This window comes from Bacillus cereus group sp. BfR-BA-01356 (assembly GCF_022663635.1).
GTDB lineage: Bacteria > Bacillota > Bacilli > Bacillales > Bacillaceae_G > Bacillus_A > Bacillus_A cereus.
This window is the reverse complement of sequence record NZ_JAKUFX010000164.1, coordinates 1-11,116: the sequence shown is the minus strand read 5'-3', so window position 1 is coordinate 11,116 and position 11,116 is coordinate 1. Positions and strand designations below refer to the sequence as shown.

The following is an 11,116-nucleotide window of genomic DNA, read 5'->3' as shown; positions in this document are numbered from 1 at the left end:
GGTTTATTTGAGATGCTTATTTTTAAGAGTATGCTTTTATTTTAGGAATGTTTTGATCCGATGAGTCGAAAGCTCAGGTTGTGCTCACTCTTAAGTTGATGGGCATGGGTCTTGATCCACATTAATGCCAAAAGACTTCATCCAATTGAGACCTGCCGTTTTTTGATGCGGAAGGCCAGTTGGATCATTGTAATTTAATAGTTGCTCTAAATACTTTTTATCTACGACCTTTTGAATAGTCTCTGCGACAATACTATTAGTTTGCTCAAATGATGCTACTAATCCAAGATCAATGCAGTTTCTGATTTCCTCTGTAGAAATAGTAATGGAACGAGTTGCATTAGGAGCTACAAAAGTTCCACTCCCTGTGATTGCGTAAATTAGGCCTTTAACTTCACATAGTTTGTAAGCTCGGGTAATTGTTGTAAAGTTTAAATCTAAAAAATCCGCTAATTCTCGTTGTGGAGGCAATTTTGTTCCTGGAGCTAAAAAACCATTTACAATATCATGTTCAAGTAGTGCTGCAATAGAGGAATAAAACGGACGCTTTAATAGTTCCTTATTAGGTTTCCAAGACATAGAGTAATTTTCAAATGAATTTACTGGCATGCTTCACCTCTACGATTAAATTTTTATAGATAAACTCAGCATTATTTTAAAGTTAGAATAACACACTACTCTAAAGAAAATTGTAATCCATACAATTTTCTTATTCATTGTATGGATTTTATGTGTTAAATTTGTATGCAATAAAGCTCTTGATTAAGGATGTGAATAATATGAAAAATAGAAATCAAATACGAATCGCATTCCGTGCAGCTTTCCCTTATACAATACCTATTTTTGCTGGTTTTGTATTTTTAGGAATTGCTTATGGAATCTACATGAACTCTCTGGGTTTCAGTGCAATATATCCAATTCTAATGAGTTTAATCATATTCGCAGGATCAATGGAATTTATTGCAGCTAATTTATTACTGGTTGCTTTTAATCCAATTCATGCACTTTTTCTTACTTTAATGGTGAATGCACGGCATTTATTTTATGGTATTTCTATGCTAGATAAGTATAAAGGAACTGGTAAGAAACAGTTTTATCTTATTTTTGGACTATGTGATGAATCTTTTTCTATTAATTCTACTGTTGATATTCCAAAAGGTGTTGATAAGGGTTGGTTTATGTTCTTCGTGACACTGCTTAATCATTTGTATTGGGGTATAGGAGCCGCAATTGGTGGTATTTTTGGTTCCCTTGTACAGTTCAATACAAAAGGACTAGATTTCGTTATGACAGCACTTTTCGTTGTGATTTTTGTTGAACAATGGATGAGGGAGAAAAAGCATTATAGCGCTCTTGTAGGACTGGGATTATCGATATTTAGCCTAATTATTTTTGGTGGAAACAATTTCATAATTCCTGCAATGATTATGATTTTATTAGTACTTACTATCCTAAAAAAACCAATAGAGAACATAGAGGAGGTTTCCGTGTGACAATGAGTTTACTGCAACAAGTTATAACAGTTGGTATAGTGGTTTTAGGCACAATGATTACAAGGTTCCTTCCCTTCTTAGTGTTCCCATCAGATAAACCTACTCCGCAATATGTCCAGTATCTCGGTAAGGTACTACCTTCAGCTGTCATAAGTCTTTTAGTTATTTACTGTTTTAAGGATCTGAACTTATTATCCGGCAATCATGGTGCTCCAGAATTAATTTCAGTAGGAGTAGTAATAATCCTTCACATATGGAAGAGACAAATGCTTCTCTCCATAGCAGGTGGAACAATTATCTACATGCTGTTAGTACAATTGTTTTTTAATTAAATTTAAAGTGACAAGTAATTGATCCTATCATCCTTCTATTTTAGAAATAGGATCATTATATTCAATAAACTAAAGAATAAGCAATGAATGCATTAGCATGCGCAATTCTTTTCGATAATACAGTGAGCTTCGAGAAAGATTACTATTAGACTAGTTACAACGCACCAGTGGGCTAAATCTAATTATCAATGTTGTCTCTACTTCTGTAATATTTTGTATTTAACTCCAGCTACAAAAAATATGAAGAAGGTTGGCAAATATCTTACCTCTTAGTTCAGAGCATATTAATTTTCCTAGATGAATACAACTTTATTTTTAGGAATTCTCCTTCGTTTTGTCCTTTAAGGGAATCAGAACCTTAGCTCTTCCCAAATTCTCTTAGCGTACGAAATTTGCGTTTTGATGGCGCTACCCTATCGCTATCAAGCTAACAAGACAAAATACTCTCTAAAATGAAAAAGGCGTTATTCTTTCTGAGAAATCATAGGAAAGAATAACGTCTTTATATTAATATTGCAACCCGTATTTAAAACCGCAATAGCTATGTCCTTTCCTTTCTCCTTTTTCTCCCATACTAACGGAGAAAACTCATCTCTTAGCCTTAGGAACTACAGGGATAGCATAATCAATCAAAATCCACGAGGTTTCCGTACTTAGAAATCTCCTACTTAACAACCTTACAGCCTATAGAAATTGAAAGTAGTTTAATTCTCTAACATGGATTGCGGAACAACTTTTTTTCCCACTACTTTAAATTCAATTTCCCCTTTTTCTCCATATATTAGTTCTATAATTGGAATAGTTACCATTAATTTTCCCTTCTTTTTTCTTTCTGTCTCTAAATCAATTATTTTCATGTCACAATCCCCTTTATTTATTATAAACAAGGAGAAAGCACTCATTTGAGTGCTTTCTCCTTGTTTATAAGTGGACCTTGTAGGACTCGAACCTACGACCGAACGGTTATGAGCCGTTTGCTCTAACCAGCTGAGCTAAAGGTCCAAAGCGTAAAATTTACTTCATAAGACGTTTTCATATATATCATTTTACCATATAATGTATCAATCCACTTTACTTTTTATTTAATATGCATATTTACATCGTGTTAATAATGTTTATATTCTGCAATCCTAACCCTTTGTAATTAGTACTATCTTTTAATACCTTTATAGAGGCCTGATTAACAGTAAAAAATTCATATATCAATCATATTAAAAATGATATAGTTACAACATTGAATTGTTTATATTTTCAAATGCTTTTATGCCATATTTCTTTATATCAGAAATTGTAACTAAATTATATGCCTGTTTCATTGTATTAAAGCAATTATCTATCTCTTCTTTTTCCATAATAGGTTTACCAGGATCATTATCTTCTAATTCTAGATGCGTAACTTCCCATGGTAAGTCAAATAGAATCATTTTTTCTAAACTCTTCCCACTATAACAACCTAAAGTATTGATTACACAGTCTAATATTTCCTTTTCTATTTGAGTTAATTGATTTGTACTATCATAATTAACTTCAAGATTGTCGTACTGATATACTTTATATTTATTAAAAATAACTCGATATACCGGGCCATGACTTCCTACTTCACAATCATCTTCAAATAAATATGTCCCAGTAAACACCTTACAAAATCCTTGCGCATAGTATAACAGCTTTTGAAGAGCTAAAGGAGTAATATCATCATTTTTATATAGCAAATAGTTAGCAACTTCCTCGATTTTCGTAGTCTGCGTAGAAGGAATATCATCATTTTCCTGTAGCTTTGCGATTGCTTCTTTAGAGACTCTATATGCTTTTTGAGTAATTAAATCTTTATTTCTTTCCAAAATATCTAGCATAAAAGATTGATCTCTACCTAATCTTTTCAATATATCCGAGTACTGCTTCGTCGGAATATCTCCATTTACATACCTTGTTAGGGTAACCTCTCCCCAACCTAAAAGTAAAGACAATGGACGTTTTCCAATCTTATATTTTTCTAAAACCTCTCTTATTTCAGAAATAGTAACTAACTGTTCCTGTTGTCTATAGGCATGATCTAATTGTTCTAAATTATAATCATGAATGTTAGGAACAAATATTTCAGATTTACACTCCTCGCAATTTGCTTCTTTACCTACATAATGATATTGCTTCCCTCTAATGACTGTCACTTTTGAAACATCTTTAGTAGAATACTTTACCATATCTCGACAAAACTCACATAAAACCAACATAAAAATCCTCCCTCATTCTAAAACCATTAGTCACTTATCTTTACCTAAAAAGATAAGTGACTGGTTTATTCCTTTTATGAAAAGAAACAACAATCATGTATTTGTTCCTGTCCTTATTTTCAATTAGATTCATCTTAATATATATGTCTACCGACTTCTTTTGTCCCCAATTATCTAACTCATATTGTGGACAAAAGATATACAATTTTTCATGAGCAAAATTTGGATTTTTATTATCAACTGCATAACAAAAATCACGTACTCTTATATTAAGAAGAATCTCTTTCACTTTACTAGCGTTAATCTTATTAGCCTCTAAAAATTCACTATTCTCTTTCCTTTTTTCATTTCGAGAAACCGTAAATCGATTATTTTTAATTAATTTTTTAAACTCTAATATGTACTGCTCAATCTCCCCGATTGTAAAATTAGTGTGCTTTTTTGTCTCCCTATTTTGAAAGCTAATATGCATTAAAATTCTTTCCCCTTTCAAATCGTACCTCATATTTACTAGAATTACAATAAAAAACGTATCAATTGATACGTTTTTTATTAAAATTCACAGTAAAATTCTATTCATCCTTCTTATAATGAGTACATTTATGTCGTCTACAAAACTTCCATATAATTATTTTTGCTGCGATTCGTAAATCTATTATGTATCTATTTTACAATCACAGTTTCATATATCCGTGTATACATTTAACGTAAAAAAACTACATATCCCTCCAATTTCCCTGATAAACAAATCAATTACTCATATGTTTTCTCCCCCTATATAAATTTCCTATCTTAATCTGTTGTTTTATACAGAAATATATATTTATACCTGTTTAAACCCAAACAAAAAAAGGCCTCCTCAAGTCGATTAATTGTGCATAGCAAAATAAGCTAATTACACTAATCGGCTCAAAGAAGCCCTTTCAAAATTAAAGTAAGAAAAAAACTTACTTCTACAACTCAACCACAACACATAAGGTGTGGGAATGAACGGAATCAAATAAACTAACAATATACCTATATATTACAAAATACATATATTTATATCAAGATATTTTAAAATATTTCCAAATGCTGATTTTCATTCTTTATTTTCTTCTAAATGAAAAAGCCTATAAATACTTTACTCTTTCCAAAACTGTTCCAATAAAATGACAATGACGGTACCCACGAGCAATCCATTCCTTAAAACATATTGTAAGGAAGAAGGAATGCCACTAAATGCGCTTTCTGGAAGAAACATTATTCCTAAACTCATTAATAATGTAATTCCTAATATAGTTAATTGGCGCTGATTTAATTCTTCGCGTAAAATCGATTGAAATGAAATGCCTATTACTTGGACAAATGTTGCTAAAAGTGCAGCATTGGCAATAGGGCCTGGAAGCAAGGATATAAAGCTTACGATTGAGGGAACAAAAGAAATTCCTGCTAATATAAGACTTGCTATAAGGAATGACTTCACTTTTCTTTGTCCTGTTAATTGAATAAATCCTGCTGATGCAGGTAATGGTACAATACCCATTGTAGAAAACAACGACGAGATAATATGTGATATACCTCCGACCCATACACCACGGTTCAGTGTTTGCTTTTCATTTTCTTTAGATAAGGGAGCTACTTGTTTTACAGCTGAAATAGCCGCAATTGTATTTGCAACTAAAAGAAATGTAAATAAAGTTGCAGTTAGGGTCATTCCAATATCCAATCTAGGTGTGCCCCAAGCAAATATATCTGGTAACTTAACTAGCGTTGTGTGTGAAGGCATATAAGATGATTTTCCTAAAAGAGCATACAAAAGCCAACCACATGAAATTCCAAGTAACACAGCGTACCTTTTCATCCATCCTGTCTCTTTAATTGATAAGAAAGTAATAAGGGCAAAAACAAAGAGCGCAATAGTAGCTGTTGGATAATCAGGATGAGTTGCAGATCCTTGTAATCCCATCATTCCTTTTAGTAACACACCACTAAGTTGAAGTGCTAAAATTAAAAGAAATGTCCCTGTAACTAAAGGAGTAAATAAACGTAAGATTCGATGAACAAGACCTGTTATACCAAGAACGAAGAGTAATATACCTGCAATAATTAACCCACCTTCTAAAAGTTGCAACACGTCTTTTGCACTTTGTCCCTGATGCATAGCAACTTGTCCCAGTATGACAAATATACTTACCCATGAACCGGCTGGACCATCCGCTATGGGATAGCGATGCCCAAACCATGCTTGTATAAATGAACTTATTCCCACGACTAAAAAAGTTCGCTGCATTAATGTTGAAATATCTTCTACTGATAAATGGAATATGCCACCAATAATGATAGGCAATGCAATTGCATTTGCTAATAAAAAAACAAACCACTGTAGAATATTAAAGCTTGTATTAAAGTATTTTTTATTCATATTATTCTCCTTTACCGAAAAAGAATCTCATAGTAAAAATCCATCCTTTCTATACAGTTAAATTAAAAAGGATGGATTTTGTAACTCTATAAAATCATTTTAATTATATAGATAGATTTTTAATTAATTACCAAGTACGGAACGGTAAGAATTTCCCGTTAAGTGTAATAACGATACGAGGATCGCCACCTTTTGGATCTTCTTGTGTATCCACACCTAGATTGAAGTTGATTGCACTCATTACACCTTCTCCAGCTTTTTCTAATATTAATTCTCTAAGAGTTGGTGCGTATTGTAACATCATTTCATATAATCGATATAAGATTGGGTCTGTAGGAGGCATTTGCATTACTTGACCTCTAAGTGGAACTACTGTTAATGCCTGAACTACTTCTTCATCTAATTCTAATAGTTTACCGATTTTTTCTGCCTCCGGACGTGTCATTGTAGCCTGCCCTAATAATGCTGTTACAACCCAAGTCTCAGAGTTTTCACTTACTTTTGAAATTTCTTCCCATGTTAATCCTTTTGCGATTTTTGCTTCCATAATTTTTTGCGTAGCTTCTTGTCTATTCATATTTAATAACTTCCCTTCATTTAAGTAATGATTAATGTTTCATACCATTTAATGTTTTATATCCATCAACTACTACATCTAATTTACCTGTGTGAGGATCAATAACTAAACCATGTACAGGAACATCTTTTGGAATAAGTGGATGATTTCTTACTAAATCAACATTAGCTTGAGTCGAATCACAGATATCATCGAATCCAAATAGCCATTTTTCAAGGTCAACACCAGCATATTCAATTGCTGCTAAAATTTCTGGTGAAGCTACTCCACGATCTAATATTTTTTGAAGTGTTCCTTTGGGATTAGTTTGGCTTGCACCACATCTATGGTGTCCGATAAGAAAGATTTCATCTGCATTTAGATCATATACTGATGCTACAACACTTTGCATAACACTATCGAAAGGAGAAGCAATCTTACCACCTGCATTTCTGATAACTTTTGCATCTCCATCGTGTATATCTAAAGCTTTTGGAAGTAGCTCAATTAAACGAGCATCCATGCAAGAAACAACAACCATACGTTTCTTAGGCATTTTTGTTGCTTCACGGGGGGCGTATTTCTTATTTTCTACAAATTTTTCATTGAACGATAAAATATCTTGTAATAACATATTTGTAACCTCCTTTAAATCTAGATGTATTTTTTTGTTGCGTCCTCTGTGTTATAAGTAAATATAACTGATAAACAATGCGATGTAAGAGGATAAACTTAGTATAGTGAATTGTATCGATAAGCTGAATAAGTTGGCGAAACACTTTCTGCTTTTCTACTTTCACGATGAAAGGATTGGTTTATATTATTGATCAAACAGATTTTGAGATACTGAAATTATTAGGAGAAAACTCAAGAATACAATGGAAAGAACTAGGTCAAAAAATACATATGACTGGGCAGGCTGTAGGAAATCGAATTAGGAGATTAGAGGATTTAGGGATTATTGAACAATATACAATCGCAATAAACCGAATCAAACTAGGACAAACAGTGACTGCATTTGTTACTTTGTTTGTCACATCAGCTAATCATCAAGAGTTTATGAACTTCTTTCAAAAAGAAGAAGAAATATCTGAAGTACATCGTGTAAGTGGTGAAGGATGTTATTTATTAAAAACACATTTTTCTTCTAATGAAGAATTGGATAACTTTCTAGGGCGACTATTAAAATATGGGAATTATCGTGTTAACCTATCAATAGGGAAGTTAAAATAAAGTCTTTTTTCTTCCGAGGGGATAAGTTATTTTCTAATCCTTATTTCTATAGAGATAATAAGAGCCTTACTACAATTTGTGTGTAGTAAGGCTTTTTAAATACTTATTAAATGCCATCTAATTGGCAGGGACTACCGCATTAAAGGTAACCCCTTTTCATAATTATTGACTTACTTTTGCTATCTCCTTTAAATATCTTTGCATATTTTGATTTACTGCATAGACATAACATCCATTTATTCCGCGAGATAATAATACATAATAAATACGTTTAATATAGGATGTTAACTCCTCATTATTTATATCTGTTCCCTTAATTGGAAGACCGTTTCGATCTTTATATTCTTTTGGATTCACTACAATCTTAGCCTTATTTAAATCATAGTCTCCATTTTCTTCACCTGCGTAATCACAATCAATTTCAGCTCCTAAAATCACTCCAACATAATTTAAATCCGCACCTTGTGTAGTATGTATACATCCTATTTCCTCTATACTATTCTCAAAGTTAATCCAACCTTTTACCTTTGAGTTCCATTTGAATGTCTCACCTGTAACGGGATCTTTTATATCATAGTGATTTTTATCCTTTTGTGTAATCCATTCCCAAGAATAACCTGCGACTACACGACATAATTCATGTTTTTCATTTAACATTTTCATAGATTCATTTAATTCTGTAATAGAGTCCATTACCTTAAAGTCATAGCCCTGCAATAACCCTTCTTCATACACTCCAACATTATTTGCTATTTGTAAATATTTACGAAGCCATGCTAGATATTGATCTCCAGATTTTAAACGGAATTGTTTATGTAAGGGATGCCTCTTATAATTCGCTGTCAACCGTTGGAATGCATCTGTATCTATATCTGCTGGTCGAATCGTTTGGTATGGATCATAAACTATTGTTAAATGATATGCAAATGTTTCTATTAATTCCAACTCGTTTGTATAACCATCATCAGTAACTAAATGTTTTAAATCACGTGCTTGTTTACCAAAATATTGTTTCAGACGATGAGCTTCATCTACAAAAACATATTTATATTTAGATCCTCTATTTTTTGCTTTCTTAATAAATAATGAAGGTGAAAGTACTGTAATACCTTGTAAACCTAGTTTTTTCATTAAACTCTTATATAAATTTAAAGAATGATTTTGTGGGACAATAAGTGCAATGTCTTCATGAGACTGCCCCTCACGTGCTTTACCAGTTTTATCGTCATAAGCAAGCGCATATAAGATATTTGTTAATACAATTGTTTTACCGGTACCCGGGTCCCCTGTAATCAAATGTCGACTATTTGATGTAGTAAGCATTGTATTAAAAATGTATTTGCAAACCTCAATTTGATTTGCCGATAACTCTTTAAATGGTGAATATTTATAAATAAATTTATTATGTATCTCACCTAAATTCTCACTAGCTATACCTTCTTTCATTAATTGAGCCCAAATTTCTCCAAACATATTTTCAACATTTTCAATTCCATTATAGGAATGAATTTTTTGTCCTCTGACTTTATTCAGTAAGTTAAATTTTTCATCCGCTAATAAATATTCAATTAATAATGTTTCAATATGTTTAATTGAGCTTTCATTAAATAAATCACTCTTTATCACAATAACTTCCTTGAATGTTTTATCTTCATCATTTAAATGTGCAATGAAACGGCCATAAATATCTGTGGACTTACCTACATATAAATTCTTTTTATCTCGTTGAATATAAACTACTGGTATTCCATCTATTTTAGGATCTCTGATACAACCTTGCTCAAATTCTTTTCGCTTCTTTTTAATTATGTAAAATGAAGATAATTTTGCTGCAAATGATAGCATTTGAATAACTCCCTACTTTTTAATTTTAAGAATATTTGAGGATGTGTAGATTGCATACCTTTAGAATACAATCCATACATCCAAATCATGATCTCAACCATCTGCTTTCTCATAACCATTTCAAAAAACTGTAAAACGATTATCGCTTTACAGTTCGTTATATTTTTTATTACTTCCAAATGCTTTTTCTACAGGATATTTCTCTGCATTCTTTACCAACTTAGCATGTACTACTTCTTCTAGATCAATATTTAATTTATCACTTAGCATAAGTAAATAAATCATTACATCCGCCATTTCTTCTTTTATCTCCTGCATTTTCGTCTCTGTTGCTTCTTCACTAGACTTCCATTGAAAAGCCTCAAGCAACTCTGATGCTTCTAAATTTAACGAGATTGCTAGATCCTTCGCATTATGAAACTGCCCCCAATTTCTCTCATCTCGAAATTTTATTACTGCATTTTGCAAATCTTCCATCATTATTAATCCCCTCTCAATTACTTACTATCTCTTTAAAACAAAATTCATTACATCTGGAATTCCATCTAATTAACCTTAATCCAAATATAATTATCTTCATATTTAACATTTAATTTTAATCGAATTCCCTTCATATAGTCCTCTAATTGTCTTGTAAAATCCTCATCATTGGATTGATCATATTTATCTATGTCTAGATATAACTTGAATATATTCCCTTTCGTTAAATCAAACTCCCATTTCAAAAAATTAAGTAGCATATTTTCCTTACTCATGTAGTGATTCGCTTCCATATAATCTAGTAATTCATATAGATTATAGTATACCAAGTTATTTGGTTTAAGCTCTTCACATTTGGGACAATATTCTCTATATCTATCTTGTAATTGCATAATCATTTCTGTTCCACATTGATTACAGTTATACATGTACCATTCCCCTCGTATATTAATATTTAAGCCCTATCTCAGGCTTAGTTTTACTCTCTAATAAGAGTCCAGTAATAAAGAAAATACTTGGACGTCTCAAGATATTTCTAGATA

The 11,116-nt window shown here is 31.9% G+C and carries 12 protein-coding genes, 1 tRNA gene and 1 pseudogene; 3 read left to right on the top strand and 11 right to left on the bottom strand.

Features of this window, described 5'->3' with window-relative positions; translation table 11 throughout:
* Positions 1–108 precede the first annotated feature (108 nt).
* Positions 109–609: pseudogene (locus tag MR168_RS29915) on the bottom strand (GntR family transcriptional regulator); the annotation flags it as partial.
* Between the two features lie 170 nt (positions 610–779).
* Here MR168_RS29915 and azlC point away from each other — a divergent pair.
* Together azlC and MR168_RS29905 are read left to right on the top strand one after the other, a co-directional pair.
* Entirely contained in the window at positions 780–1,493 is a 714-nt protein-coding gene (gene azlC / locus MR168_RS29910) for an azaleucine resistance protein AzlC (protein WP_242291703.1), read from the top strand.
* On the top strand, positions 1,490–1,825 hold the full coding sequence (locus tag MR168_RS29905) for a branched-chain amino acid transporter permease (RefSeq protein ID WP_000178819.1): 336 nt from the start codon (positions 1,490–1,492) through the stop codon (positions 1,823–1,825). The genes azlC and MR168_RS29905 overlap by 4 nt, the downstream gene beginning before the upstream one ends.
* Before the next feature lie 704 nt (positions 1,826–2,529).
* Here the strand turns inward: MR168_RS29905 and MR168_RS29900 are convergent.
* The 7 genes from MR168_RS29900 to MR168_RS29870 all read right to left on the bottom strand — a co-directional run bounded on the left by MR168_RS29900 (position 2,530) and on the right by MR168_RS29870 (position 7,650).
* Positions 2,530–2,682 (bottom strand): hypothetical protein, encoded by a 153-nt coding sequence (locus MR168_RS29900; RefSeq protein WP_000691090.1) that lies wholly within the window; start codon positions 2,680–2,682, stop codon positions 2,530–2,532.
* 71 nt (positions 2,683–2,753) lie between these two features.
* Positions 2,754–2,827, bottom strand: a tRNA-Ile gene (locus MR168_RS29895).
* 224 nt (positions 2,828–3,051) lie between these two features.
* On the bottom strand, positions 3,052–4,056 hold the full coding sequence (locus MR168_RS29890) for a type II toxin-antitoxin system antitoxin SocA domain-containing protein (RefSeq protein ID WP_000960608.1): 1,005 nt from the start codon (positions 4,054–4,056) through the stop codon (positions 3,052–3,054).
* Between the two features lie 40 nt (positions 4,057–4,096).
* The gene (locus tag MR168_RS29885) at positions 4,097–4,528 is read right to left on the bottom strand and encodes a hypothetical protein (protein WP_174402593.1); all 432 of its coding nucleotides are present in this window, start codon (positions 4,526–4,528) and stop codon (positions 4,097–4,099) included.
* Between the two features lie 651 nt (positions 4,529–5,179).
* Complete coding sequence (locus MR168_RS29880; protein WP_086411684.1) at positions 5,180–6,460, bottom strand: purine/pyrimidine permease; 1,281 nt, start codon at positions 6,458–6,460, stop codon at positions 5,180–5,182.
* A 127-nt stretch (positions 6,461–6,587) separates the two neighbouring features.
* A complete protein-coding gene (gene cynS / locus MR168_RS29875; RefSeq protein ID WP_001081567.1) occupies positions 6,588–7,037 on the bottom strand; it encodes a cyanase in 450 nt (149 codons plus the stop codon).
* Positions 7,038–7,068: 31 nt separating this feature from the next.
* The gene (locus tag MR168_RS29870) at positions 7,069–7,650 is read right to left on the bottom strand and encodes a beta-class carbonic anhydrase (protein WP_000926479.1); all 582 of its coding nucleotides are present in this window, start codon (positions 7,648–7,650) and stop codon (positions 7,069–7,071) included.
* A gap of 167 nt (positions 7,651–7,817) precedes the next feature.
* Here MR168_RS29870 and MR168_RS29865 point away from each other — a divergent pair, with 167 nt between their 5' ends.
* Positions 7,818–8,249 carry an Lrp/AsnC family transcriptional regulator gene (locus MR168_RS29865; protein ID WP_000677475.1) on the top strand — a complete coding sequence of 144 codons (432 nt, stop codon included), beginning with the start codon at positions 7,818–7,820 and terminating at the stop codon, positions 8,247–8,249.
* Between the two features lie 162 nt (positions 8,250–8,411).
* Here MR168_RS29865 and MR168_RS29860 read toward each other — a convergent pair whose 3' ends face one another.
* From MR168_RS29860 to MR168_RS29850, 3 genes are all read right to left on the bottom strand, one after another.
* The gene (locus MR168_RS29860; RefSeq protein WP_076775793.1) at positions 8,412–10,094 is read right to left on the bottom strand and encodes a DUF2075 domain-containing protein; all 1,683 of its coding nucleotides are present in this window, start codon (positions 10,092–10,094) and stop codon (positions 8,412–8,414) included.
* Positions 10,095–10,241: 147 nt separating this feature from the next.
* The gene (locus MR168_RS29855; protein WP_086411694.1) at positions 10,242–10,571 is read right to left on the bottom strand and encodes a nucleotide pyrophosphohydrolase; all 330 of its coding nucleotides are present in this window, start codon (positions 10,569–10,571) and stop codon (positions 10,242–10,244) included.
* 68 nt (positions 10,572–10,639) lie between these two features.
* Positions 10,640–11,002 (bottom strand): hypothetical protein, encoded by a 363-nt coding sequence (locus MR168_RS29850; protein WP_065705238.1) that lies wholly within the window; start codon positions 11,000–11,002, stop codon positions 10,640–10,642.
* Between the last annotated feature and the right edge of the window lie 114 nt (positions 11,003–11,116).

Excerpts from the sequence above, each read along its gene's own strand:
- MR168_RS29880 (WP_086411684.1), bottom strand. The coding sequence starts at position 6,460 with ATGAATAAAAAATACTTTAATACAAGCTTTAATATTCTACAGTGGTTT.
- MR168_RS29865 (WP_000677475.1), top strand. The coding sequence starts at position 7,818 with ATGAAAGGATTGGTTTATATTATTGATCAAACAGATTTTGAGATACTG.
- MR168_RS29900 (WP_000691090.1), bottom strand. The coding sequence starts at position 2,682 with ATGAAAATAATTGATTTAGAGACAGAAAGAAAAAAGAAGGGAAAATTA.
- MR168_RS29885 (WP_174402593.1), bottom strand. The coding sequence starts at position 4,528 with ATGCATATTAGCTTTCAAAATAGGGAGACAAAAAAGCACACTAATTTT.
- MR168_RS29850 (WP_065705238.1), bottom strand. The coding sequence starts at position 11,002 with ATGTATAACTGTAATCAATGTGGAACAGAAATGATTATGCAATTACAA.
- MR168_RS29890 (WP_000960608.1), bottom strand. The coding sequence starts at position 4,056 with ATGTTGGTTTTATGTGAGTTTTGTCGAGATATGGTAAAGTATTCTACT.
- cynS (WP_001081567.1), bottom strand. The coding sequence starts at position 7,037 with ATGAATAGACAAGAAGCTACGCAAAAAATTATGGAAGCAAAAATCGCA.
- MR168_RS29855 (WP_086411694.1), bottom strand. The coding sequence starts at position 10,571 with ATGGAAGATTTGCAAAATGCAGTAATAAAATTTCGAGATGAGAGAAAT.
- MR168_RS29860 (WP_076775793.1), bottom strand. The coding sequence starts at position 10,094 with ATGCTATCATTTGCAGCAAAATTATCTTCATTTTACATAATTAAAAAG.
- MR168_RS29870 (WP_000926479.1), bottom strand. The coding sequence starts at position 7,650 with ATGTTATTACAAGATATTTTATCGTTCAATGAAAAATTTGTAGAAAAT.
- azlC (WP_242291703.1), top strand. The coding sequence starts at position 780 with ATGAAAAATAGAAATCAAATACGAATCGCATTCCGTGCAGCTTTCCCT.